The sequence below is a fragment of the Mycobacterium sp. genome (assembly GCF_029961025.1).
In the GTDB taxonomy this organism is placed as follows: Bacteria; Actinomycetota; Actinomycetes; order Mycobacteriales; family Mycobacteriaceae; genus Mycobacterium.
Genome location: NZ_JASBVP010000007.1, coordinates 432,026 through 457,677 on the forward strand (window position 1 = coordinate 432,026; position 25,652 = coordinate 457,677).

19 protein-coding genes and 3 pseudogenes are annotated in these 25,652 nt (G+C 67.2%); 12 read left to right on the forward strand and 10 right to left on the reverse strand.

The annotated features are described in order from the left end of the window. The 3 genes and pseudogenes from QJR12_RS11720 to QJR12_RS11730 all read right to left on the reverse strand — a co-directional run bounded on the left by QJR12_RS11720 (position 1) and on the right by QJR12_RS11730 (position 3,421). Complete coding sequence (locus QJR12_RS11720) at positions 1-1,272, reverse strand: adenylate/guanylate cyclase domain-containing protein (RefSeq protein ID WP_300582212.1); 1,272 nt, start codon at positions 1,270-1,272, stop codon at positions 1-3. Positions 1,273-1,334: 62 nt separating this feature from the next. Then, positions 1,335-1,922: pseudogene (locus tag QJR12_RS11725) on the reverse strand (PfkB family carbohydrate kinase); the annotation flags it as partial. Between the two features lie 74 nt (positions 1,923-1,996). Then, positions 1,997-3,421, reverse strand: a complete 1,425-nt coding sequence (locus tag QJR12_RS11730; RefSeq protein WP_300582214.1) for a mannitol dehydrogenase family protein — start codon at positions 3,419-3,421, stop codon at positions 1,997-1,999. A gap of 82 nt (positions 3,422-3,503) precedes the next feature. Here QJR12_RS11730 and QJR12_RS11735 point away from each other — a divergent pair, with 82 nt between their 5' ends. After that, positions 3,504-5,798 (forward strand): ATP-dependent DNA ligase, encoded by a 2,295-nt coding sequence (locus QJR12_RS11735; protein WP_300582217.1) that lies wholly within the window; start codon positions 3,504-3,506, stop codon positions 5,796-5,798. Between the two features lie 23 nt (positions 5,799-5,821). On the opposite strand, the gene QJR12_RS11740 is transcribed toward QJR12_RS11735, so the two are convergent. From QJR12_RS11740 to QJR12_RS11750, 3 genes are all read right to left on the reverse strand, one after another. After that, positions 5,822-6,736: a class I SAM-dependent methyltransferase gene (locus QJR12_RS11740; RefSeq protein WP_300582219.1), complete on the reverse strand. Its 915-nt coding sequence runs from the start codon at positions 6,734-6,736 to the stop codon at positions 5,822-5,824. Positions 6,737-6,824: 88 nt separating this feature from the next. Continuing rightward, entirely contained in the window at positions 6,825-8,141 is a 1,317-nt protein-coding gene (locus tag QJR12_RS11745) for a DUF4873 domain-containing protein (protein ID WP_300582222.1), read from the reverse strand. After that, positions 8,138-9,040 carry a diiron oxygenase gene (locus QJR12_RS11750; RefSeq protein ID WP_300582225.1) on the reverse strand — a complete coding sequence of 301 codons (903 nt, stop codon included), beginning with the start codon at positions 9,038-9,040 and terminating at the stop codon, positions 8,138-8,140. The genes QJR12_RS11745 and QJR12_RS11750 overlap by 4 nt, the downstream gene beginning before the upstream one ends. Positions 9,041-9,173: 133 nt before the next feature. Between QJR12_RS11750 and cobF the strand changes: the two genes are divergently transcribed. The 4 genes and pseudogenes from cobF to QJR12_RS11770 all read left to right on the forward strand — a co-directional run bounded on the left by cobF (position 9,174) and on the right by QJR12_RS11770 (position 11,584). After that, entirely contained in the window at positions 9,174-9,923 is a 750-nt protein-coding gene (gene cobF / locus QJR12_RS11755; RefSeq protein ID WP_300582228.1) for a precorrin-6A synthase (deacetylating), read from the forward strand. Position 9,924: 1 nt separating this feature from the next. Beyond that, a pseudogene (locus tag QJR12_RS11760) lies at positions 9,925-10,179 on the forward strand (DNA-formamidopyrimidine glycosylase family protein); the annotation flags it as partial. Between the two features lie 150 nt (positions 10,180-10,329). Next, the gene (locus tag QJR12_RS11765; protein WP_300582471.1) at positions 10,330-10,788 is read left to right on the forward strand and encodes a zinc finger domain-containing protein; all 459 of its coding nucleotides are present in this window, start codon (positions 10,330-10,332) and stop codon (positions 10,786-10,788) included. Positions 10,789-10,834: 46 nt separating this feature from the next. Then, a complete protein-coding gene (locus tag QJR12_RS11770) occupies positions 10,835-11,584 on the forward strand; it encodes an SDR family oxidoreductase (RefSeq protein WP_300582231.1) in 750 nt (249 codons plus the stop codon). A gap of 93 nt (positions 11,585-11,677) precedes the next feature. On the opposite strand, the gene pgi is transcribed toward QJR12_RS11770, so the two are convergent. Then, positions 11,678-13,342: a glucose-6-phosphate isomerase gene (gene pgi / locus QJR12_RS11775; protein ID WP_300582233.1), complete on the reverse strand. Its 1,665-nt coding sequence runs from the start codon at positions 13,340-13,342 to the stop codon at positions 11,678-11,680. Positions 13,343-13,483: 141 nt separating this feature from the next. Continuing rightward, positions 13,484-13,774, reverse strand: a pseudogene (locus tag QJR12_RS11780) (chorismate mutase); the annotation flags it as partial. Between the two features lie 275 nt (positions 13,775-14,049). On the opposite strand from QJR12_RS11780, the gene pcrA reads away from it, so the two are divergent. Beyond that, entirely contained in the window at positions 14,050-16,389 is a 2,340-nt protein-coding gene (pcrA, locus tag QJR12_RS11785) for a DNA helicase PcrA (RefSeq protein ID WP_300582236.1), read from the forward strand. On the opposite strand, the gene QJR12_RS11790 is transcribed toward pcrA, so the two are convergent. Then, complete coding sequence (locus QJR12_RS11790) at positions 16,376-16,975, reverse strand: hypothetical protein (RefSeq protein WP_300582239.1); 600 nt, start codon at positions 16,973-16,975, stop codon at positions 16,376-16,378. The genes pcrA and QJR12_RS11790 overlap by 14 nt on opposite strands. A gap of 105 nt (positions 16,976-17,080) precedes the next feature. Further along, complete coding sequence (locus QJR12_RS11795) at positions 17,081-18,094, reverse strand: M23 family metallopeptidase (RefSeq protein WP_300582473.1); 1,014 nt, start codon at positions 18,092-18,094, stop codon at positions 17,081-17,083. Between the two features lie 411 nt (positions 18,095-18,505). Here QJR12_RS11795 and sucC point away from each other — a divergent pair, with 411 nt between their 5' ends. The 6 genes from sucC (at position 18,506) to purH (ending at position 25,439) form a co-directional block, all read left to right on the forward strand. After that, the gene (gene sucC / locus QJR12_RS11800) at positions 18,506-19,687 is read left to right on the forward strand and encodes an ADP-forming succinate--CoA ligase subunit beta (protein WP_300582241.1); all 1,182 of its coding nucleotides are present in this window, start codon (positions 18,506-18,508) and stop codon (positions 19,685-19,687) included. A 30-nt stretch (positions 19,688-19,717) separates the two neighbouring features. Continuing rightward, a complete protein-coding gene (gene sucD, locus QJR12_RS11805; RefSeq protein ID WP_300582244.1) occupies positions 19,718-20,620 on the forward strand; it encodes a succinate--CoA ligase subunit alpha in 903 nt (300 codons plus the stop codon). A 264-nt stretch (positions 20,621-20,884) separates the two neighbouring features. Continuing rightward, positions 20,885-21,784, forward strand: a complete 900-nt coding sequence (locus QJR12_RS11810) for a DUF5336 domain-containing protein (protein ID WP_300582246.1) — start codon at positions 20,885-20,887, stop codon at positions 21,782-21,784. A 47-nt stretch (positions 21,785-21,831) separates the two neighbouring features. Further along, positions 21,832-23,220 carry a DUF6350 family protein gene (locus QJR12_RS11815; RefSeq protein ID WP_300582249.1) on the forward strand — a complete coding sequence of 463 codons (1,389 nt, stop codon included), beginning with the start codon at positions 21,832-21,834 and terminating at the stop codon, positions 23,218-23,220. A gap of 9 nt (positions 23,221-23,229) precedes the next feature. After that, complete coding sequence (gene purN / locus QJR12_RS11820) at positions 23,230-23,859, forward strand: phosphoribosylglycinamide formyltransferase (RefSeq protein ID WP_300582252.1); 630 nt, start codon at positions 23,230-23,232, stop codon at positions 23,857-23,859. Further along, complete coding sequence (gene purH, locus QJR12_RS11825) at positions 23,856-25,439, forward strand: bifunctional phosphoribosylaminoimidazolecarboxamide formyltransferase/IMP cyclohydrolase (RefSeq protein WP_300582254.1); 1,584 nt, start codon at positions 23,856-23,858, stop codon at positions 25,437-25,439. Before purN ends, purH begins: the two co-directional genes overlap by 4 nt. Positions 25,440-25,652: the final 213 nt, after the last annotated feature.

Below are 25,652 nucleotides of genomic sequence, written 5' to 3' on the forward strand. Positions count from 1 at the left end.
TCACGTGGCGTACCAGGTGCCGCGAGGGGGTCGCTCGCCGGCCGGTTTCCTCCCGGTGACGCACCATGTTTCGACGCGACCCGCGCCCTTGACCTCGATGGTGCCTCGCGCCTGGCAATCGAATTCATCGCCGACGAGGTCGAAGGTGTTGCGGGTGATCTGGATGATGCCGCTTTGGCCGTGAGACTCCATGCGGCTGGCCATGTTCACGGTGTCGCCCCACAGGTCGTAGATGAACTTTTTGCGGCCGATGACGCCCGCGACCACCGGGCCGGAGTTGATGCCGATGCGGAAGGCGAGTCTTCGCCCGGCGAAGGTCCGCTCGTTGACCTCGGCCCGCATGTCCAGCGCGAGGTTGACCAGGGTCTGGGCGTGATCGGCACGCGGGCGCGGCACCCCGGCGGCGACCATGTAGCAGTCGCCGATCGTCTTGATCTTCTCCAGGTCGTACTTGTCGACGAGCGCGTCGAAGCACTGGAACACCTCGTTGAGCAGATCGACCAGACTCAGCGGCGCCATGGTCGCCGCCATCGGGGTGAACTCGACGATGTCGGCGAACAGGATGCTGGCGCTGTCATAGTGCGCGGCGATGGCGCGCGGTTGCGTCTTCAGTGCCTCACAGATCTCCTTCGGCAGGATGTTGAGCAGCAACATCTCCGAGCGTTCCTGGAAGAAGTTGCGGGCACCGACGAAATGGTGCAGCAGCCCGAAAGTGATCGCAACCACCGATCCGACATTGAGCACGAAGAACCAGGTGACAAAGGTGTCGGAGAGGTGTGCCGGCGTCAGATGGCCCTGCAGCAGCGCCGTCGCGACCAGCAACGCGACGAAACCTACGATCCAGAGCACTGTCCGTCGGGGCTCTTCGAGCAGAAGCGATCCCAGCGGACACAGTGCCGCCCAGATGATGACCACGCTGGATTGTCGGAAGCCACCCAGCGCGATCGTCACCAGCCACGGCAAGATCAGGATCAACAGCAGTTGTGTGAAGCGGTAGAACGCGAAATTGCGGGTCCAGGCAAACAACGCGGTGTTCCATGGGGTGACGAGCGTGTAGAACGCCGGTATCGCCGCGGCCAGCGGGGCGTGCGCCAGCAAATAAATCGCGCTCCACAGCGCCGTGAGCGGCAAGGTTCCCGCGCACAGCACGACGGCCAGACGCTTCTGCAGGGCCGTGTGGTCGGTGTCGCTCGCTGCGGCGCCGATGTGTCCCGCCCACGCGGTGAGATCGTGGGCAGCCCGGGCGCGCCGGGACAGCAAACCAACGTGCATGGGCACCTCCGGCGGCCGAACGTTCCCGCTACCCCCGATACGTTAGCTGGCAGCGGCGCTTGCTACGGCATTTCGGTCGGCTTGACCCGCCATGTTCCGGCCGTTGCGGCGGCCGGCAGCGCGGCCCGATCGGGCAGGTCAGCGCCGGTGCGGGCGACGGTAAGCGCCGACGATAGGCTGGCCGCCTCAAGCGCCGCCGTCAGCGCATCGAGTGCTATCCGGCGAAGTTCGCCACGCCGGGCGCCGCCCAGCAAACCCATTCCCCACAGCGCGTCGATCAGGCCGACCATGAAGGCGTCACCGGCGCCGATCGTGTCCACCACCTGCACCGGCCGGGCTGCCACCCGGGTCTCACCGTTCGCGCACACCGCGATCGCGCCGCGCTCGCCCATCGTCACCGCGACGATCGCGGGACCCATCGTCAACCAGGCGCGGGCGAGCTGCCGGGGCGCCCGGTGAGGGTCGATCCAGCGCAGATCCTCCTCGCTGGCTTTAACGACGTCGCTGCGTTCGACGAGGTGCTCGATGCGTTCGCGGGCCAGACCCCGGTCGAGAAGCGCCGAACGCACATTGGGGTCGAAAGTGACGGTGGCCGACACCCGGTAGGTGTCGACCAGGGCCGCGACGGCCAGACACCCGGGCTCCCGCACGTCGCGGCCTGGCCGCGCTGTTCATGGGCGCCGCTTCTCCTCATCGCTTCGCTCTGCTTCGTCGCCGGCGCGGTTCATGGGCGCCGCTCGTTGCGAAGCAATCTCGTCAGCGTCACCCGTGCCCCGTGGCGATGCAACGAATCCAGCGCCCAGCGATAGGCCTCGACGAAGCGCGGCACCTGCGCCAGATCCCCGAACACCGCAGTGTTCTCGATGAAGGCGGTGGGGTGCGCACGCTGCGAGCGGGCGATCGGCACCAGCGAATCGGCTAGCCGGTCGACGACTTCGATCGGTTCGCCGCGCTCGTCGACACCCTCGGCGTAGCGCGCCCAAGCGGCTACCGTCGCCGACGCCAGCCGGATGGGCGCCCCGGCGGCCAGGTTGGCGCGGATCACCGGAAGCACCCATTTCGGGATGCGATCCGACGAGTAGGAGCACAGCCGCGCGACGGTGTCGCGCACCGCGGGGTTGGCGAACCGCTCGATCAGCGTGCGCTTGTAGTCATCCAGATCGATTCCGGGCACCGGCGGCAGCGTCGGGGTGGCTTCGGAGTCGAGGTAGACCCGTAGGAATTCGGCCAACAGTGGGTCCCCCGCGGCGTCGTGGACCAACCGGTACCCGCACAGATAAGCGAAATAGCACAGGCATTGGTGGCCGGCGTTGAGCAGCCGCAGCTTCATCAGCTCATAGGGGCCGACATCGTCGACCAGCAGAACCCCCGCCTGCTGCAGCGGCGGGCGACCGTCGGCGAAGTCGTCCTCGAGCACCCAGGCGGTGAACGGCTCCGCCACCACCGGCCACCGGTCGGCGACACCGAAATCGCGTTCCACCGAGGCGACGACATCCGGGGTGGTGGCCGGGGTGATGCGGTCCACCATCGAACTGGGAAACCGGGTGTGTTCAGCCACCCAGTCGGCCAGGGCGGGATTCCGGTGTTCGGCATGCGCGAGGACGGCCCGCCGCGCGGCCTCGCCGTTGCGTTCGATGTTGTCGCAGGACACGATCGTCGGCGAGGCGATCCCCCGCTCGCGGCGCCTGGCCAGCGCCTCGGCGATCAACCGGAACGCCGGCCCGTCGGGGTCGTGGTAGCCGCCCTCGGTGACGGTCAGCGAGATGATCCGGGTGTTCGGCGCGGCCAGCAACTCGATCACCGCCTCCGGATCATCGGGTGCGTAGCGGTAGTCCAGGATCGAGCCGATCACCCGGGCATCCCGGCGGCCGTCGGGGTGCTGCAGAACCAGGGTGTACAGACCGTCCTGGGCGCGCAGGATGTCTCTCATGCGGCGGTCGGCGGGCAGCACCCCGACCCCGCAAATGCCCCATTCGCGTGCCAAGCCCCGCTCGAGCAACCGGTCGATGTAGGCGGCCTGATGGGCGCGGTGAAAGCCACCGACCCCGATGTGGGCGATGCCCACACCGACACGGTCACGGTCATAGCCCGGCGTCGCGATCGGCAGTCGGGCCAGGGTCGCGCTGTTCAGCTGCAGGGCGTCAGGCACGGGTCCGCGGCACGTCTCGACACTACGACAGGTGTGGCTGCCGGCGGGTGCCGCCACGGCCCGGGCGACGTACCGTGAGCCTATGACGCGGGTGCAGGCTCGGCCGCCGGTGCTGCTCACCAACGCCGAGAAGGTGCTGTATCCGGCCACCGGGACAACCAAGAAAGACGTCTTCGACTACTACACCGCCATCGCCGGCGTAATGCTGCCGCACCTCGCCGGTCGGCCCGCCACCCGCAAACGCTGGCCCAACGGTGTGCATGAGCCGTCGTTCTTCGAAAAGCAACTCGCCTCCTCCGCGCCGGATTGGCTGTCGCGTGCCAGCGTGACACACCGGAACAGAACAACGACCTATCCCATCCTCGACAGCCCCGTCGCGCTGGCCTGGATCGCCCAGCAGGCGGCGCTGGAGGTGCACGTGCCGCAGTGGCGGTTCGTCGCCGAGTGGACGCGCGGTGGGGAAACGCTAAAGCCCGGTCCGGCAACCCGGTTGGTGTTCGACCTCGACCCGGGTGACGGTGTGGCGATGGACCAGCTGACCGCGGTGGCACGCGCCGTTCGAGACCTGATCACCGAGATCGGGCTGAGCACCTTCCCGGTGACCAGTGGCAGCAAAGGCCTGCACCTCTACGCCCGGCTGGATGAACCGGTGAGCACCAGGGGTGCGACCGTGTTGGCCAAACGCATTGCGCAGCAACTGGAAAAGACGATGCCGCGGTTGGTCACGGCGAGCATGGCAAAAAGCGTGCGAGCGGGCAAGGTGTTCGTGGACTGGAGTCAGAACAATGCCTCGAAGACCACCATCGCGCCGTACTCGCTGCGCGGCCGAGAACAGCCGACGGTGGCCGCGCCGCGGACCTGGGAGGAACTCGACGACCCGGCATTGCGCCAGTTGCGCTACGACGAAGTGCTCGCCCGTGTTGCCCGGGAGGGCGATCTGCTGGCGCCGCTGGATGCCGCGGCATCCGTCGACCGGTTGACGAGATACCGCGCCATGCGCAACCCGTCAACGACACCCGAACCGGTGCCCGCTGCCAAACCCGCTGCAGGTCAAAATAATACGTTCGTCATCCAGGAGCACCACGCCCGCCGGCTGCACTACGACTTCCGGCTGGAGCGCGATGGCGTGCTGGTGTCGTGGGCGGTGCCGAAAAACCTCCCGAAGACCCCATCGGTGAATCACCTGGCGATACACACCGAGGATCATCCCCTCGAGTACGCCACCTTCGAGGGCACCATCCCCGAGGGCGAATACGGTGCCGGCAGGGTCGTCATCTGGGACTCCGGCACCTATGACACCGAGAAGTTCCACGACGACGAGATCATCGTCGTCCTGCACGGCAACCGGATCTCCGGGCGCTACGCGCTGATTCACACCAACGGCAACCAGTGGCTGATCCACCGGATGAAAGACCAGAAGTATTTCCGGTTCGACGAGCTCTACCCGATGCTCGCTACCGAGGGCCCGGTGGCCAACCTGACATCGGGGCGGTGGGCGTTCGAAGGCAAGTGGGACGGGTATCGCATGCTGGTCGACGCCGATCACGGCAGGGTACGGCTGCGGTCCCGCAGCGGACGCGATGTCACCCTGGAGTATCCCCAATTACACTCGATGGCAGCTGATTTGGCCGATCATCACGTTGTGCTTGACGGGGAGGTCGTCGCGCCGGACAAATCCGGAATACCGCGATTCACCGGAATCCAGAATCGGCTGGTTTCCACCCGCCTCGAGTTCTGGGCGTTCGACCTGCTCTACCTTGACGGCCGCTCGCTGCTGCGTGCCACGTATAGCGATCGCCGCCAGCTGCTGGAAACCCTTGCTACCGGAACCAAGCTCATCGTTCCCGGCTTGCTGCCCGGCGACGGCGCCGACGCGCTGGAGTTCTCCCGCAAGCAGGGCTGGGAGGGTGTGATCGCCAAGAAACGCGACTCCACCTATCAGCCGGGCCGGCGCTCGGCCTCGTGGGTCAAACACAAACACTGGAACACCCAGGAAGTCGTCATCGGCGGCTGGCGGGCCGGCGAAGGCGGGCGCCCCATCGGCTCACTGCTGATGGGCATCCCGGGGCCGCGTGGCCTGCATTTCGCCGGGCGTGTCGGCACCGGTTTCACCGAGCGCGCGCTTGCCGATCTCAAAAAGCGGCTCGCACCGCTGCGCACCGGCGAGTCCCCCTTCGATGCACCGCTTTCCGCGCGGGACGCCAAAGGCGTGACGTTTGTTCAGCCGGTGCTTGTCGGGGAGGTGCGCTACAGCGAGTGGACCGCCGACGGCCGGCTGCGCCAGCCGAGCTGGCGGGGTCTGCGGGAGGATAAAACCCCGGGTGAGGTAGTGCGGGAAGGGGCGAATCCGGATGCGGTCCGCCTATCGCACGGTTGAGCGCGCCCCAGCCCCCATACCGTCTAGGTGCGGGTGGCGCGAACGAAACTGATCGCGGCCGCCGGCCCGGTCTGCGCGCCGTCCGGCAGCGGCGGCAGCCCGGCGGCCGCGAACAGCTCGGCGAGCACCGACCTGGTCGTCTGCCAGCCGTTAGCCGCCAGATGCGCCGCGACATCGGTGTGCTCGCCGGGATAGGTCAGCTCCGCCATGTCGAGATCCAGGCCGTATTCCCGCCACCGTTCGGTCACCGCCTTCGCGCGGTCTTGCGCCTCGAACTCACCGGTGACCGAGCCGTAGTCGGCGGCCAGCCTGCTGCCGGCGGCGCTGAGTGCGGTGATGGTGTCCAGCAACCGAACCTCGGCCTGCGGGGGCAGAAATCCGATGAGCACCCCCTCGGCCAGCCACGCCGTCGGCCGGGCGGTGTCGAAGCCGGCCTGCCGCAGCGCGGCCGGCCAGTCGCCGCGAAGGTCGATGCCCACCGGGCGGTGGTCGGTGGTCGGCTCGGCGCCGAGCCGGGACAACGTCGTGGTTTTGAACTCGATCACCTCGGGCTGGTCGATCTCGTACACGACGGTCCCCGCCGGCCATTCCAGCCGGTACGGACGGGCATCCAGCCCGGAGGCGACGATCACCACCTGCCGAACGCCCGCCCTGCCGGCGTCGGCGAAGAAGTCGTCGAAGAACCGGGCACGGGCGGCAAAGGTGTCGACCATCCGCGGGAACCCGGCGTCGCGTCCGACCTCGTCGAACTCCAGCTCACCGGCCGCCACCCGGGTGAACACGTCGATCCCGACCGCCCGCACCAGCGGCTCGGCGAACGGGTCTTTGAACACCGGATGCGGTTGTCTGGTTGCGGCCGCGCGGGCCGCGGCGACCATGGTGGCGGTGGCTCCGACGCTGGTGACCAGATCCCAGGTGTCGTCGTCGGTGCGTGCCATGTTCATCCCTTCGATATCGCGTCGCGCTACCTTCCGGTCCCACCTTAGGCGTCCGATCACACGTTTCCGCGTCGCGGCCGTGTCACGCTCACGGGCATTGCGCGGGTGCGCCGTTCGCCGGAACCCGCACCCCGTAAGGCGGTGCCCCCACCCCGACGATCGAATGGCCGCCCCACGGTGTTTGCTCGGTGATGCGCGCCGGGGCGCTGCGCTCTCCCACGCTGAGCGTCACCGTTCGCGCCTTGCCCAGAAGCTCGGCCGGCAGTGACTCCAACACCATTCCCCGCCAATGGAATTGACCATCGATCGGGTCGAGATAGCCGCTCAGCCGGACATGCACGTGCCGGCTGACGGTGGCGATCGTGAGCGTAGCTGTGCCGTCGTAGACCGTGTCATCGCTTGCGTGGCACGACAAGTCGAAGGCCGACGGCACCACATGAAGGCGGCCGGATCGCAGCCGCACGCGTTCGTTGAAAACCTGCTGGACGCTGCGGCGCACCTCGATGCGGGTGGCGCCGGCACGGTTCATCAGGGCAAGGCACCCGACGATGTAGCGCGTTTGCGCCTCGGTGTCCGGCCCGCCCAGCAGAAAGTAGTTGGGGAAACCATGCACTGCGACGCCCCGGTAGGGCTCCATGCCGTCATACCACGCACGCCGGAGGGTCACACCGCGGGCACCGACGAGCGTCGGGCCGGTTATCTCCTCGGGAATGGTGAACCCGGTGCCGTAGACGATCGCGTCGACGTCGTGATGGGCGCCCTCACGGGTGCGAATACCCGACGCCGTCACCGCGGCGATGGGCGTGCTCACCAGTTGGATGGGGCGGTGTCGCCGCGCACCGGCGGTCCGCCGCCCGCCCAGTAGCTGGCCGCGCAGCCACCGCCTGGCGCGGCTGCCCGGCGGTGGCAGCTGCGGGATCACCCGGCGCGGGGGATGGGCGAAGACAACGACCGACGCCGCTGCGGCGGTCAGCTCGGCCAGACGGTTTGCGGCGGTGGCGTCGACGCCGATCACGGCGATTCGCTTGCCGGCCGGATCGAAATCGTGATCCCAGGCGGCAGCGTGAAACGACGGCCCGTGAAAATCGCTGCGCCCGGACAAATCCGGGATCCACGGGAGATAGCTGGGCCGGTGCGCCGCGATGACTATCCGAGCGTGGCAGACCTCGCCATCACGGGTTTGCAGCGTCCAGGCGTCGGCGTCGTCATCGAACACCAGGCAGACGACGTCCCGGTTGGGTCGCAGCCGACCCCGCAGGGCCGGCGGGACGCTGCCGCCGGGCCCCCGCTCGACTAGCACGAAATCGGTAATGCCGGTTGCGAGCAATTCCGCCCCGATACGCACCCCGGCCGCACCCGCGCCGATGACGGCGACGTGGTGGGGATCCACGGCTGTCCGGCTCACAGAAACCCGCTGCGCGCCCACATTCGGCGCGCGATCGGACCCAGCAAGCCCACCTCCGTCAAAAACGCTGCCAGCGGGGCGAATCCGGCCACCAGGACGTCGCGGCGGTGCGGGCTGGTGCGTGCGGTTTCACGAGCCTGACGCACGTTGAGGCCGGCTCGCGCGTAGGGGACCGGATTGGTGAGCAGGTAGCGGAAAAACCACCCCCCCAGCCCGTTGATGTTCGCCACGAACCACCGGCTCAGCGGTGACATTTCGGGCACCCGCCTGCGCAGGCCATCCCGTGCGAACTGGATGTGGCGGGATTCTTCGGTGACGTGAATCCGCATCAGCCGCTGGACCAGCGGCTGCAATTCGGGGTCGTCCATCATCTGGCGCTGCAGGGCGTCGAAGATTTCTTCGCCGATCAGCGCGGCCACCCATAACAACGCCCCGCGGAACAGCAGCGGCAGGACGTTGATGATCATCCGTTGGTAGCGCCGCGGGGTCACCGGTTTGGCACCGACGCGCTCGATGGCCTTGCCGAACATCACCATGTGGCGGGTTTCATCGCCCAGTTCGGTCAGGGCATAGTGCGATTCCCGGGCGGTGGGATCCTCGTGCAGGAGTCGTCGCAGCAACCCCTGGTTGAGGACGTTCTCAAACCAGATGCCCGCCGAGAGCGTGTTGGCCAGCTCCTGGCGGGACAACTCGATGCGCTGCGCACGAGTCATCCGATCCCACATCGGGGTGCCGTACAGCGACACCGTCTTGGGTGGCAGGTAGAACTTGTCCGGGTCAAGCGGCGCGTCCCAGTCGATATCGACGACCGGCGCGTAGGACGTTTTGACCGAGCCCTTCAGCAGCCGCTCGGAGAACTCTTCGCGACTCGGCCCGGTTGGCTTCACCGCAGCGGCCATCCTGGTCGTCCCTTCATCGATGATGGTGTTCCAGAAAGTAAGAAGAGCCCGGGCAAGATGTCAATACCCATGGTACCGGATACCGTCAGTCCCCGATAGTCGGCGGGACCCTCCGGTTATAGGCTGTGCACGCGTGTTGAGTCGGCATGTCCACGTGATCGGCATCGGAGCCGGGGATCCGGACTATTTGACGGTCCAGGCTATCGATGCGCTCAACGACACCCGGGTGTTTTTCGCCCCGGAAAAAGGTGAAGCCAAACGTGACCTGATGGCATTGCGCCGGCACATCTGCGAGCGGTTCATCCGCGAGCCCGGCTACCGCTTCGTCGAGCTGCCCGATCCGCCACGGTCGGCGGTCGGCGATTACCGGCGGGCGGTGACGGACTGGCATGCGGCGCGCGCGCGGATCTGGGCCGAAGCCATTGCCAGGGAACTGAGCGCCGGCGCCGTGGGCGGGTTTCTGGCCTGGGGAGACCCCTCGCTCTACGACAGCACGCTGCGCATTCTGGATGCCGTAGCCGCCGAGGTCGACCTGAGCTACGACGTCATCCCGGGTATCACCGCCGTGCAGGCGCTGACGGCGCGGCACCGCATCCCGCTCACCGACGTCGGCGAACCCGTGCTGATCACCACCGGCCGGCAGCTGCGCGCCCGCGGGTGCTCCGGAACCGCCGTGGTCATGCTCGACGCGGAGTGCTCGTTTCGTACCTGCCCGCCGCAGACCCGGATCTGGTGGGGTGCCTACCTGGGCACCGACAGGGAGCTGCTGGTGTCGGGCACGGTCGGTGAGGTGGGGGAGCGGATCGCCACACTGCGGGCCGACGCCCGGGCCCGCAACGGCTGGATCATGGACACCTATCTGCTGCGGGCGCAGACTGGCTAGCGTGCCCGAACTCCCCGAGGTCGAAGCGCTGGCTGCCCAGCTGCGTCGCCACGCGGTCGGAAGGACCATCGGCCGCGTCGACCTCGTGGCCTTTTCGGCGCTCAAGACGGTTGATCCCCCGATCAGCGCGCTGCACGGCCAGACCGTTGCCGGGGCCCAGCGGTGGGGCAAATACCTGGGTCTGCGGGCCGGCGAGCTGGTTTTGGTCACCCATCTGGCGCGGGCGGGCTGGTTGCGCTGGTCGGAGACGCTGCCCGCCGCACCGCCGCGCCCGGGGAAGGGACCGGTCGTGCTGCGCGTCCACCTCGGCACCCCCGGTGCGGCCCCGGGCTTCGATCTCACCGAGGCCGGCACCCAGAAACGGCTGGCGGTGTGGCTCACCGACGAGCCGACCAAGGTTCCGGGGATCGCCGCCCTGGGTCCGGACGCGCTGGACGTCACCGCCGACGAGCTCGCCGGGCTGCTGGCCGGCAACACCGGCCGGATCAAAACCGCGCTCACCGACCAATCCGTGATCGCCGGCATCGGCAACGCCTACAGCGACGAGATTTTGCACCAGGCCAGGATCTCTCCGTTCGCCACCGCCGGGAAGCTCACGCAGCCGCAGGTGGGCGCGCTGCACGCGGCACTTCAGTCGGTGCTCACCGACGCCGTGACCCGCTTAGCGGGTCAACAGGCCGCGACGCTCAAGGGTGACAAACGGTCCGGTTTACGGGTGCACGCGCGCACCGGTCTGCCGTGTCCGGTGTGCGGTGACACCGTGCGGGAGGTGTCGTTCGCCGACAAATCCTTCCAGTACTGTCCAACCTGCCAGACCGGCGGCAAGGTGTTGGCCGACCGGCGAATGTCGCGGCTTTTGAAATAGGCCCTGGAATAATCCCGGGGTAATTGGCGGTGGTTATGCTGCCCTGGTGACCCGGCGCAGGATCCTCATCACCGGCGCGAGTTCGGGTCTGGGCGCCGGCATGGCGCGCGCATTCGCCGCCAAGGGCCGGGATCTGGCGCTGTGCGCTCGTCGAGGTGACCGGCTCAGTGAACTTAAAGCCGAACTGACACAACGCTATCCGAGTATCAAGGTAGCCGTCGCCACCCTGGACGTCACCGACCACGAGCAGGTTCCGAAGGTGTTCGCCGAACTCAGCAGCGAGCTCGGCGGGGTCGACCGCGTCATCGTCAACGCCGGCATCGGCAAGGGCGCACCGCTGGGCTCGGGCAAGCTGTGGGCGAACAAGGCGACCATCGAGACCAATCTGGTTGCCGCGCTGGTGCAGATCGAAACGGCGTTGGAGATGTTCAAGAAAGTCGGCTCGGGGCATCTGGTGCTGATGTCGTCGGTGCTGGCCCACCGGGGCGTGCCGGGCGTCAAAGCCGCCTACGCGGCCAGCAAGGCCGGGCTATCGTCGCTGGGTGAATCGCTGCGCGCCGAGTATGCGACGGGGCCGATCAAGGTCACCGTGCTGGAGCCGGGCTACATCGAGTCCGAGATGACCGCCCAGGCGGTCAGCACAATGTTTTTGGTGGACAACGAAACCGGAGTGCGGGCGCTGGTCAGCGCCATCGAACGCGAGCCCGGCCGGGCGGTGGTGCCGTGGTGGCCGTGGGCGCCACTGGTCCGGCTGCTGCGGGTGTTGCCGACGCCGCTGACCAGGTATTGGTCCTAAGAGCTGACCACCTATTAGCTGCCTCTAGACCAGACCTCAAGCCGGTCTAAGCCGCTTGCGGGTTTGCCGGTGCATGCCGGCGGGCGCGCCGACTCAGCTGGCCCGGCCACGCCCGGCGCGGTAGCGGCGCACCAGCGCGTCGGTGGAGCTATCCGGCTGCCGAGCGGGCGAGGCGGCGCCGCTGATCACCGGGTACAGCGTTTTGGCCTGCGTCTTGCCCAGCTCCACCCCCCACTGGTCGAACGAGTCGATGCCCCACACCACGCCCTCGGTGAACACCTGGTGCTCATACAGCGCGATCAGCTGACCGAGCACCGAGGGCGTGAGCCGGGTAGCCAGGATCGACGTGGTAGGCCGGTTGCCGGGCATCACCTTGTGCGGCACCAGGGCGGCCGGTGTGCCCTCGGCGGCGATCTCTGAAGCCGTTTTGCCGAACGCCAGCACCTGCGTTTGGGCGAAGAAATTGCTCATCAACAGGTCGTGCATGCTGCCGCTGCCGTCGGCGGTGGCCAGGTCGTCAAGGGGTTGGCAAAATCCGATGAAATCGGCCGGCACCAGCCGGGTGCCCTGGTGCAGCAACTGGTAAAACGCGTGCTGTCCATTGGTTCCCGGCTCGCCCCAATAGATTTCACCGGTGTCGGTAGTGACCGGCGTACCATCGGCGCGCACCGACTTGCCGTTGGACTCCATCGTCAGCTGCTGCAGATAAGCCGCGAACCGCGCCAAGTCGTTGGAATACGGCAGCACCGCGCGCGACTGCGCGCCGAAGAAATTGGCGTACCACAGTCCGATCAATCCCAGCAGCACCGGCGCATTGCACTCCAGCGGAGCGCTTTTGAAATGCTCGTCGATGAGGTGGAATCCGGACAGGAAATCGGCGAAGGCCGCACGCCCGATCACGGCCATCACCGAAAGCCCGATCGCGGAATCCACTGAATACCGTCCGCCGACCCAGTCCCAGAAACCGAACATGTTGGCGGCCTCGATGCCGAACTCCTCGACCAGCTTTTTGTTGGTCGACACCGCGACGAAATGCTTCGCGACCGCCGCGTCGCCGAGCGCGCCGGTGAGCCAGCGCCGGGCCGCGGCGGCGTTGGTCAGCGTCTCCAGGGTCGAGAAAGTTTTCGACGCGACGATAAAAAGGGTCGTCTCGGGATTCAAGCCGGCCAGCTTGGCGGTCAAGTCCGCGGGGTCGACGTTGGAGACGAACCGCGCCGAGATTCCCGCGTCCGCGTAGTGGCGCAAAGCCTGACACACCATCGCCGGACCGAGGTCTGAGCCACCGATCCCGATGTTGACCACGGTGGTGATCTTCTGTCCGGTGGCACCGGTCCACTCGCCGCTGCGCAACCGGTCGGTGAAGTCGCCCATCGCCTCCAGGACGGCGTGCACGTCGTCGACGACGTTCTGGCCGTCGACGATCAGCTCCGCGTCCCGCGGCAGCCGTAATGCGGTGTGCAGCACCGCGCGGTTTTCCGAGGTGTTGATGGGCACACCGGCGAACATCTCGTCCCGGCGCCGCTCGAGGCCGGCCGCACGGGCCAGGTCGATCAACAACGTGATGGTGTCGCGGGTGATGCGGTGTTTGCTGTAGTCGATGTAAAGGTCGCCCACCGTAATGGTCAGCTCGTGGCCGCGCTCGGGATCGTCGGCGAAAAATTGCCGCAAATGGGTGTCTTTGACCTGCTCGTGATGCCTGCGCAGGGCTTGCCACGCGGCCGTAGCCGAGATGTCGGGTACTTCTCGAACCCCGGTCATGCGGTTCTCCCTGCTCTGGTGACGATGCGGGCCGAAAGGCCCGAGGCGGAGCGCTTCAGCGGCGGCAAAGCCGCGCGATCGGCCCGGCCAGCGGGCGGTAGCCGCCGCCGGCGGCGGGATCACGAGAAATCACGGCGGGGCTCAATGGCCGAGCCGGCCGCGGCCCAGGCGGAGCAACACGATCGCCAGGTCCTTACCCTCGGGTCCCAGCTCGCTGTAACGCTCGATGACCTGCATTTCGCGGCTGTGGACCAGCCGGGTGCCGCCGGAGGCCATCCGGGCCTTACCGATAGCGCGGGAAACCTCGGTCCGTCGTTTGACGGCGGCGAGGATCTGGGTGTCCAGGCGGTCGATCTCCCGGCGAAGCCCCTCGATATCGGGAAGCTCTTGAGTCTCGGTGTTCATTCTTGCTGACTCCGCGTGCTGGTCGTGTGTGGCAGGTCTGGTCTTTCATCCAGTATCGGGTCTCAGACAAAAACACAGTATCGGGTCTGACACAAAAACCGGGCCCCGAATCCGCAACGCGGACCGCAGGGCCCCGCAGCGCAGCTAGACCACGAGCACCGCTCGCGGGTACCCGCAGCAAAATCGGTGGTGAGAACCCGGGGCCCATCGGCGAAGCTGCGCGTCGGGCATTGCCAGAGTGTGCCACAACCGGCGGCGCGGGCGTAAAGCCCGCCACCCGACGGCGGTAAGTTGGGATCGACATGAGCGTGTATGCGACCGATGCGGCGACCGAGGCACAGCCCGGCGGCGACGCAGAGCGGCTTTTGGACGGCCTCAATCCCCAGCAGCGTCAGGCGGTGCTGCACGAGGGTTCACCGCTGCTGATCGTCGCCGGCGCGGGTTCGGGCAAGACCGCTGTGCTGACCCGGCGCATCGCCTACCTGATCGCCGCGCGGGGTGTCGGGGTGGGTGAGATCCTGGCGATCACCTTCACCAACAAGGCCGCCGCGGAGATGCGCGACCGGGTGGTTCGGCTGATCGGAGCCCGCGCCGGCCGGGCGCTGTGGGTGTCGACGTTTCACTCGATGTGTGTGCGCATCCTGCGCAACCAGGCAGCGCTGATTCCCGGTCTCACCGCGAACTTTTCGATCTATGACGCCGACGACTCGCGGCGTTTGCTGCAGATGATCGGCCGTGACCTGGGGCTGGACATCAAACGGTACCCGCCGCGGCTGCTGGCCCATGCCATCTCCAACCTGAAAAACGAGTTGATCGACCCGCAACGGGCGCAGGCCGACGCTGCAGAGAATCCCGATGACCTGGCCGTCACCGTCGCCGCCGTCTACGGCGAGTACCAGCGCCGACTGCGGGCGGCCAATGCCCTGGATTTCGATGACCTCATCGGGGAGACGGTGGCGGTGTTGCGGGCCTTCCCGCAGATCGCCCAGCACTATCGTCGGCGCTTCCGCCACATCCTCGTAGACGAGTACCAGGACACCAACCACGCACAATACGTGCTGGTGCGGGAATTGACCGGGCGCGACGCCGCAGATGACGTCCCGCCCGGTGAGCTTTGCGTGGTCGGTGATGCCGACCAATCGATCTATGCGTTCCGCGGGGCCACCGTTCGCAACATCGAAGATTTCGAGCGAGACTACCCCAACGCCACCACCATCCTGCTGGAACAGAATTACCGATCCACGCAGAACATCCTGTCGGCTGCGAATTCGGTGATCGCCCATAACACCGGGCGCCGCGAGAAGCGGTTATGGACCGACGCCGGCGCGGGGGAGTTGATCGTCGGCTACGTGGCCGATAACGAACACGACGAGGCGCGGTTCGTCGCCGAGGAGATCGACGCGCTCGCGGAGCGCGGTGAAATCACCTACAGCGATGTAGCGGTTTTCTACCGGACCAACAACTCGTCGCGGTCCCTGGAAGAGGTGTTCGTCCGGTCCGGAATCCCTTACAAAGTTGTCGGGGGAGTTCGGTTTTACGAGCGCAAGGAAATTCGCGACATCCTTGCCTACCTGCGGGTCCTGGACAACCCCGGTGACGCCGTGAGTCTACGGCGCATTCTCAACACACCGCGCCGCGGGATCGGCGATCGCGCCGAGGCTGCCGTGGCGGCGTACGCCGACAATTGCGGCGTCAGCTTCACCGAGGCCTTGGTGGCCGCGGCCGAGGGCAAGGTGCCGCTGCTGACCGCTCGATCCGTGAAGGCGATCGCCGGTTTCGTCGAGTTGCTCGACGACCTGCGGGGGCGCCTCGATGACGATCTCGGTGATCTGGTCGAGGCGGTGCTGGACCGAACCGGATACCGCATGGAGTTGGAATCCTCCACCGACCCACAAGATCTCGCCCGGTTGGATAACCTCAACGAACTCGTCAGCGTCGCACACGAATTCAGCACCGACCGGGCCAACGCCGCCGCTATCTCCGGGTCGTTGCAGACCCCGGCCGATGAAGACGTCCCCGACGCCGGGGTGTTGGCGGATTTCCTGGAGCGGGTGTCGTTGGTCTCCGACGCCGACGACATCCCCGAGCAGCACGCGGGTGTGGTCACCCTGATGACGTTGCACACCGCGAAGGGTTTGGAATTTCCGGTGGTGTTCGTGACGGGCTGGGAGGACGGCATGTTCCCGCACATGCGCTCGTTGGATGACCCCACCGAGCTCTCGGAGGAGCGCCGATTGGCCTACGTCGGCATCACCCGGGCACGGCACCGGCTGTATTTGACTCGTGCCAGGCTGCGGTCCTCGTGGGGACAGCCGGTGCTGAACCCGGAGTCGCGGTTTTTACGGGAAATCCCGCAGGAGCTCATCGAGTGGCGGCGCACCGATCCCACCCCGTCGCTCAGCGGGCCGCTCAGCGGTGGCGGATGGGCCGGCACCGCCCGACCGTCACCGGCCCGCCCGGCGGCACGGCCACGCCCGCTGCTGGTGCTGCGACCAGGCGACCGGGTATCGCACGACAAGTACGGGCTGGGACGGGTGGAGGAAGTGTCCGGCACCGGGGAGTCGGCGACGTCGCTGATTGACTTCGGCAGCTCCGGACGGGTGAAGCTGATGCACAACCACGCCCCGATTACCAAGCTGTAGGGCGTTGCTCCCCCAGAACCCAGCGTTTGGTGTGCGGGTGCAGCGCCAGCACCACAGCGGCGATCGGCAACACCGGCAGCGTGTGCACGATCCACGCGACCCGGGCGCCGGCGATGAACACACCAAGGTAGGTCAGCAACGCGACCACGGCGCCGGCCACGATAAGGTAGCTGCCGTAGCGGCGGCGCTGTAACAGCGTGATCACGCCCGCCACCGTGGCCGAACCGAAAACCAGGGCGAGGAATCCGACCGCGATGCAAAACAGGCGGTCGGATTTCCACCATCCGGCGATCAGGTCGGTGGCCACCACCGAGGTAGCCCACCCGCCGACAATGCTCACGGTGCACGCGGCGATGACCGTCTTGGGAGCCGGTTCTGCGGTGCCGGCGGTCAGCGAGTCGGCCGGGCTGTCCCGCAGGACCCCCCCGCCCGGCCCGCCCCAGCCGGGCGGCGGGTGGGCAACCTGGGCGGTCTGCGGCAGCGGGGGCAGGGGCGCGGTCGGGGCCCGCCGGATGATGCGGGTCCGGGTGTCATCCGCGGATCGCGTGGTCTCAGGCCTTCGTGGGTCGTGGGGCGATGTCGTCACCGCAGGCCTTTCTGCAGCATGTTCCGTTCCCCGCCAAACGACCACGGCCTCGGCGATATCGGGGCGGGCCGACGCCGGGGAGCGATCGTTGGTTATGCCACCAGGTTAACCGGCGATATTGCCGAGGCTGAGACCCCGCGCGGCCAGCCAGGGCACGGGATCGATGCGCTCGGTGCCGCCCTGCAGCACCTCGAAGTGCAGATGCGGGCCGGTGGAATTGCCACGATTGCCCATCGTTGCGATCTGATCTCCCGCCATGACGCGCTGACCCACGTTCACCGTTGTGGTGTTGACATGCCCGTACAGTGTGACCGTGCCGTCGGCGTGGCGCAGCTTGACCCACATTCCGTAGCCGGCGGTGGGGCCGGCATCGACGACGACTCCGTCGGACACCGCGACGATCGGGGTGCCGATCGAGTTGGCGATATCGATGCCCGCGTGCAGCACCCCCCAGCGGTAACCGAAACCCGAAGTGAAGGCGCCCCTTGTCGGCATGACGAACAACGGTTGCCGCAGCCGGGCTTCGCGCTGGGCACGCTCCTGGGCGAAGGCCATCCCCTTGGCGAGCTCTTCGTTGTGCACGGCGGTATTCGCCGCGGACTTGACGGTGATCATCTGCATGCCCCGCGGGTACTCGCTGGCGGCGGTGCGGCCGAGGGTTGACGTGCTGGCCGCCAGCACGGTCTCGGCCTTGGTGGTACCCGGGTGATGAGTTGCCGAATGCGCAGCCGCGGCCGCCGCACCTGCGGCCATGGCGGTGATCAGCACCCGGCTCTTGACGGCCCCGGCCAGTTGCTGTCTGCGATGCTGCCCGCCGCGCCAGGGCGCGCCGATCACCCCCGACGCGGTCAACCGCTCCTGCAGCCGATACCGGTACGGTTCGGTCCGACAGTCCAGGTCTTGATCACGGCCCCGATCAAAGTCCAGGTCCAGACCCCGCTCGAGGCCCCGATCGGCGTCACATTCGCCGGGTGGCTGCAGCGGCAGCGGCGTCAGGTCGTCGGTATCGTGCAGGTCGTCGAGCTCGGGCGCCCGAAGCACCTGCGCTTCGACGGTGAAGACGGAGTTGTGGCTGAAGTCCAGGTCATCGAGGTCGCCGAACTCATTGAACGGGATGATCTCGGTGACCTCGGTGGAATCGAGGTCCTGTCGGTAGTCGCGGAAACGGCGAGGTCCTGTCGCAGGAGACCGGATATAACGGTGCTGGCTCAAACCTGGAACACCCTCGGGTCGTGACCAAAACGTTATCTGGACCCAGGTACGTTAACCGGAGTGTCAGCAACTTACAACCCCATGTGAACGATCCGGCCACGAAATGTGATTTGGATCACGTAACGCCGGGGTGCGCGCGGCGGGTCTGCGGGGCACCGCGGAAGCTCGCCGGGTCATCGGGTCATCGGCGGCCGGTGAGATGGGCCACATCGGTGGATGCGACGTCGGAACCGTCCGGATGGGTCGATACAGTTCCTCCGGGCGCGTTGCCGAATCCGGCGACCGTCGACGAGCAGGCCGACCCGAGACAGTGAGCCGATGGATCTTTTCGAGTATCAGGCGAAGCAGCTGTTCGCCAAACACAACGTGCCAACCACGCCCGGTCGGGTGACCGACAGCGCCGAGGGCGCCAGGGCGATCGCCGCGGAAATCGGCCATCCGGTGATGGTTAAAGCGCAGGTCAAAACCGGCGGCCGCGGCAAGGCCGGTGGCGTCAAGTACGCCGCCACCCCCGAGGACGCGTACCGCCACGCCAAGAACATCCTGGGCCTGGACATCAAGGGTCACATCGTGAAAAAGCTGCTGGTCGCCGAGGCCAGCGACATCGCCGAGGAGTACTACATCTCGTTCCTGCTGGACCGGGCGAATCGCGGTTACCTGGCGATGTGCTCGGTGGCGGGCGGCATGGACATCGAGGAGGTCGCCGCCACCCAACCGGAGCGGCTGGCCAAGATTCCGGTGGACGCCGTGAAGGGTGTAGACCTGGCGTTCGCCCGGTCCATCGCCGAGCAAGGCCACCTGCCCGCCGAGGTCCTGGACACCGCGGCGATCACCATCGCCAAGCTGTGGGAGCTTTTCGCCGCGGAAGACGCCACCTTGGTCGAGGTCAACCCGCTGGTGCGCACCCCGTCCCGCGGGACGGGTGATCCCGGCCGGATCCTGGCGCTGGACGCCAAGATCACCCTGGACGACAACGCCGGCTTCCGCCATCCCGACCATGCCGCGTTCGAGGACCGCGAGGCCACCGATCCGCTGGAGCTCAAGGCCAAAGAACACAACCTCAACTACGTCAAGCTCGACGGGCAGATCGGCATTATCGGCAACGGCGCCGGCCTGGTGATGTCGACCCTCGACGTCGCGGCGTATGCCGGGGAACGGCACGGCGGGGTGAAGCCGGCCAACTTCCTCGACATCGGCGGCGGCGCGTCCGCCGAGGTCATGGCCGCAGGGTTGGACGTGGTTCTCAGCGATGAGCAGGTCAAGGTCGTCTTCGTCAATGTGTTCGGCGGTATCACGGCCTGCGACGCGGTCGCCACCGGCATTGTCAAGGCGCTGCAGATCATCGGTGACGAGGCCGACAAGCCGTTGGTCGTTCGCCTCGACGGCAACAACGTCGAGGAGGGCAGGCGCATCCTCCTCGAAGCCAACCACCCGCTGGTGACCCTGGTGCCCACCATGGACGAGGCCGCTGACAAGGCCGCCGCGCTGGCCAGCGCCTGAGACCGGATGAGAAAGGACTCCCCACCTCTTATGGCTGTTTTCCTGACCGCAGAGTCCAAGGTCATCGTGCAGGGCATCACCGGCAACGAGGCCACCGCGCACACCGCGCGGATGCTCAAAGCGGGCACCCGGATCCTCGGCGGTGTCAACGCCCGAAAGGCCGGCACCACCGTCACCCACACGGGCGCCGACGGCAGCGCCATCGAACTCCCGGTGTTCGGCACCGTGGTCGAAGCGATCGAAAAGACCGGCGCGGACGTCTCGATCATCTTCGTGCCGCCACGGTTCGCCAAGGACGCCATCCTGGAGGCTATCGACGCCGAAATCCCGCTGCTGGTCATCATCACCGAGGGAATCCCGGTGCAAGACACCGCCTACGCGTGGGCCTACAACCTCGGTAAAGGTCACAAAACCCGGATCATCGGCCCCAACTGCCCCGGCATCATTTCCCCCGGCCGGTCGTTGGCGGGCATTACGCCCGCCAACATCACCGGCCCCGGCCCGATCGGTCTGGTATCCAAGTCGGGCACCTTGACCTACCAGATGATGTTCGAGCTGCGGGATCTGGGCTTCTCTACCGCCATCGGCATCGGCGGGGACCCGGTGATCGGCACCACCCACATCGACGCCCTCGAAGCGTTCGAGAAGGATCCCGAAACCAAAGTCATCGTCCTGATCGGCGAGATCGGCGGCGACGCCGAAGAACGCGCGGCAGATTACATCACCGCCAACGTCTCCAAGCCGGTGGTCGGCTACGTGGCCGGATTCACCGCCCCGGAGGGCAGGACGATGGGTCACGCCGGCGCGATCGTGTCCGGCTCGTCGGGCACCGCGGCCGCCAAGAAAGCGGCCCTGGAAGCGGCCGGTGTCCAGGTCGGTAAAACCCCGTCCGAAACCGCGACACTGGTGCGCAAAATCCTGCAGAACCTGTGAGCCGCGCGGCCGCGCGAGTCATCGCGCGGCAGGACGCAAAACCCGGGTCGGTCACGGAGATCGGTCGGGGGACACGCGGACCGCCGCACGGCCCACGCCCCGACGTGCGCTAGCGTGGGATCACGTGGCATCGCAACGCCCGCGCAGCCCCAGTGTTTCCGGTGTTTCCGGCGCGGCGTCGCGCGGCAGTAGCGCAGTGGCGGAGCCCAGAAAGAGGCACCGCAGACCATGAGGCCCAAACAGTACAACAGCACAGGAGCGGTCATGACCTACACGCCCGGCAGCCCCGGATACCCGCCCGCGCAGCCCCCGGGCTCTTATGGAGGGCCCACCCCCTCATTTGCCAAAGTCGATGAGAGTGCCGGCCGGGTGCAGTTGTACCTGACCATCGTGGTGGTGGCGCTCGGCCTGGGCGCCTATGCGGCAAGCTTCCTTCCGATGTTCACCCTCAGCTCGGAGACGGGGCCCGGCGGCGGTGAACTGCTCCCCAGTGACCTCGGAGCGGTGGTTGGCGTGATTGCTGCGCTGCTGGCCGGGTTGCTGGCCGCCGTGGGCCTGCTGCCCAAGGCCGGAAAACACACCGGCACCGTCGCGGCGATCGCGGTGCTGGGCGCGTTGCTGGCGATTGCGCAGGCGCTCAGCGGGCACAGCGGTTTAACCATCGGCGTGGGGTTGTGGCTGGTGCTTGCCTTTAGCGTGATCCAGGCGATCGCCGCAGTGGGCGCGGTGCTGCTGGAATCGGGGGTCATCACCCCGCCGGTTCCACGACCCCGGTATGACCAGTACGGACAGTACGGCCAATACGGGCAGTACGGCCAGTACGGTCCACCACAATCGGGTGGGTATTTCGGTCAGCAGCAGCACGCGCCGGTGCAGCACGGACCGCAGTATGGCTATCCGCCCCCGCCGAGCGCTGGGTTCGGCACGCCGGGCACACCGCCCGGCTCCCCCCAGGGGCCGCAGCACGGTTCGCAGCAGGGCTCGCCCACCCCGCCGACCGGGTTCCCCAGCTTCAGCCAGCCGCCCTCGGCCGGGTCGGGTACGGATTCCCACCGGCCCGGCGACTCCGGGCACGGCTCCACCGAAACCTCCCAGGAGCCGCAGTCGCACAGCCAGGGCCAACGGCAGTCGCCGTCGTCACCCTCGGGACAAACCCCGTCCTGAGTGGCCGCTCTCGTGCCTAGCCGGCCGCGGACCGGGGAGTGACGCCGGTGCAGCACGACCGGGCGGCGGGCGCTCGCCAGGCACGGGACCTGCTCAGGGTGGCGTTCGGTCCGGCTCTGGCGGCGCTGGCCATCATCGCCGCGATCACGTTGGTGCAGCTGCTGATCGCCAACAGCGACATGACCGGCGCACCGGGTGCCATAGCCAGCATGTGGCTGGGGGTGCATCGGGTGCCGATTTCGATCGCCGGCCGCGAACTCGGGGTGATGCCGCTGCTGCCCGTGCTGCTGATGGTGTGGGCCACCGCGCGCACCACGGCTCAGGCAACCCTTCCGCAGGCTTCCTGGCTGGTCATCCGCTGGGTCGTGGCTTCGGCGCTGGGGGGGCCGGTGCTGGTCGCGGCCATCGCCCTGGCGATCATTCACGACGCCGCGTCGGTGCTCACCGAACTGCAGACCCCCAACGCGTTGCGCGCGTTTCTCAGCGTCCTTGCGGTCCACGCGATCGGCGCCACGATCGGGGTGGGATCCCAAGTCCGTCGGCGACTAGTGGCGGCCTTGCCGCTGCCGGACTGGTTGGGTGATTCGCTGCGGGCCGCGATGGCCGGGGTGTTGGCGCTGCTGGGGCTCTCCGGTGTGGTGACGGCCGGGTCACTGCTCGCGCACTGGTCCGCGATGCATGAGCTCTACGGCATCACCGATTCGGTATTCGGGCAGTTTAGTCTCACCGTGTTGTCGGTGCTCTACGCGCCCAACGTCATCGTCGGCACCGCCGCGGTCGCGGTGGGATCCAGCGCACATCTGGGTTTTGCGACGTTCAGCCCGTTCAGCGTCTTTGGCGGCGACATCCCGGCACTGCCGGTCCTGGCCGCGGTCCCGACACCGCCGCTGGGCCCGGTGTGGGTGGCCTTGCTGATCATCGGCGCGTCCTCGGGGGTGGCGGTCGGCCAGCAGTGCGCACGTCACGCGCTGCCGTTCACCGCGGCGATGGCCAAGCTGTTGGCCGCCGCGGTTTTCGCGGCGCTGGTAATGGCGGCACTCGGCTACGCCGGGGCCGGGCGGCTGGGCAACTTCGGCGACGTCGGCGTGGACCAGGGCACGTTCCCCGTGGCGGTCTTCCTCTGGTTCGCGGGTGTCGGTGGGGTCACAGTGGTGATGGCCGGGGGCATCAGGCGCCCGGTTAAACGGCCCCAGCCGCCGCCGGCGCCGGCGTCCTCGGCGGGTTTCGGTGCGCAACCCGCCCCGCCGGCGGGGTCTGCGGGCCGGCGCGACGGCGGGTTGGTCGGCGATGACACCGTTGCCGATGCTGTCGAAGCTCTCGCAGGCGACGCGCTCCCCGCGGAGCCCACGGATGCTGACGTCGGCGTGGCGGCCGCCGCGGCGGAGCCCCCGCCCGTGGAGTCCGGCACCGACCGGCCCCCGGGGGAAAGCGGTTAGGCTCGCGCTGTGCAGCAGCCGCTCCGGGTGCCTCCCAGCGTGCCGGCACGGGTGGTGGTGCTGGCCTCCGGTACCGGCTCGCTGCTGCGTTTCCTCATCGACGCCGCCGTCGGTGACTATCCGGCGCGGGTGGTCGCTGTGGGTACCGACCGCGATTGTGGGGCCGTCGCGATAGCCCAAGCGGAATCGTTGCCGGCCTATACCGTCCGGCTGGCCGACTATCCGAGCCGAGATGCCTGGGACGGCGCCCTCACCGACGCGACCGCGGCACATTCGCCCGATTTGATCGTTTCGGCGGGCTTCATGAGAATTCTGGGCCCGCAGTTCCTCTCCCGTTATCTCGGACGAGTTATCAACACCCATCCCGCGTTATTGCCGTCGTTTCCCGGTACTCACGCGGTGGCCGATGCGCTGGCGTACGGGGTGAAAGTCACAGGCTGTACAGTGCATTTGGTAGACGCCGGCATGGATACCGGACCGGTACTTGCTCAGCGACCGGTACCGGTGTTCGACGATGACGACGAACAGACTCTGCACGAACGCATCAAGGTCGTGGAGCGGCGGCTGTTGACAGACGTGGTCGCCGCGGTGGCGACAGGCGGCGTGACCTGGGAGGGACGGAAGGCGAGAATAGGATGAGCACAGATGCCGGGCAGGCCATATCACGCAGGCCGATCCGCCGCGCGCTGATCAGCGTCTATGACAAAACCGGCCTGATAGATCTTGCCCGCGGGCTGCACGCCGCCGGTGTCGATCTTGTCTCTACGGGTTCGACAGCGAAAACGATTGCGGAGAAAGGTATCCCGGTAACACGCGTCGAGGAGGTGACAGAGTTTCCGGAGGTGCTCGATGGACGCGTCAAGACTCTGCACCCGCGGGTGCATGCCGGGCTTCTGGCTGACGTGCGCAAACCGCAACACACTGCGGCGCTCGAGAAACTTGGCATCGCGCCGTTCGAACTGGTCGTGGTCAATCTGTATCCGTTCCAGGAGACGGTCGGCTCCGGCGCAGGAATCGAGGAGTGCGTCGAGCAAATCGATATCGGCGGGCCGGCGATGATTCGGGCGGCTGCGAAGAACTACGCGAATGTCGCCGTGGTGGTGGATCCACGCGGATATGACGGCGTTCTGGCCGCTGTTCATCATGGCGGATTCACACTTGCCGAACGTAAGAGGTTGGCTTTTCTGGCATTCCGGCACACCGCCGAGTATGACATCGCGGTTGCCAACTGGATGGCCTCGGTATTGGCTCCTGAGCAACCGCGAACGGCGTTGCCCGAATGGTTCGCTGGAAGCTGGCGTCGCTCGGCGCGGCTGCGCTACGGCGAGAATCCGCATCAGCAGGCTGCGCTCTACAGCGACCCCAGTTCTTGGCCGGGCTTGGCGAATGCCGATCAGCTGCACGGAAAAGAGATGTCCTACAACAACTACACCGATGCAGACGCGGCTTGGCGCGCTGTCTTCGACCACGATCAGATCTGTGTGGCCATCATCAAGCATACCAATCCGTGCGGGATCGCGATCTCGTCGATTTCGGTCGCGGACGCGCATCGCAAGGCGCACGCATGTGATCCGCTGAGTGCCTTCGGCGGAGTGATCGCGGCCAACACTGAAGTCAGCGTCGAAATGGCGGAGTATGTCAGCACCATCTTCACCGAGGTGATCGTCGCGCCCGCTTATGCGCCGGGCGCTGTGGATATCTTGGCGCGCAAGAAGAATATCCGGGTGCTGGTGGCTCCGGAGCCGGTGCGCAACGGTATTGAGCTGCGTCAGATCAGCGGGGGGCTGCTGATGCAGCAACGCGACCAGGTCGACGCGTCCGGGGACAACCCGATTAACTGGACGCTGTCAGCTGGGTCACCAGCAACCCAGGATATGTTGAGAGACTTAGCTTTTGCATGGCGTAGCTGCCGTGCGGTCAAGTCGAATGCGATCGTGATCGCGGTCGATGGCGCCACCGTCGGCATCGGCATGGGCCAGGTGAACCGGGTGGACGCCGCCAGGCTGGCCGTCGAACGTGGCGGTGGCCGGGTCCGTGGCGCGGTGGCCGCGTCGGACGGCTTTTTCCCGTTCCCCGACGGGGTGGCGACGCTGGCCGCCGCCGGGGTCAGAGCGATCGTGCACCCTGGCGGCTCGGTCCGCGACGATGAGGTGACCGCGGCAGCGGCCGAAGCCGGCATAACGCTCTACCTGACCGGCTCCCGGCATTTTGCCCACTAGCCCGCCACCAGCCCCGCGATCAGCCCGCCACCAGACCGCCACCAGCCCGCCACCAGCCCGCGAAAGTGCGACTGCCGACGGGGTCACTCGAGAAATGCGTCGCCAAACGCACTTTCGCGACAAGACGCGATGCCGGCGCGAGCCGGGGTTGTTGCCGACGCCGGGTGGCGTTAACGGTACCTGTGGTATCGGATACCTTCGGGGTCGGTCGGC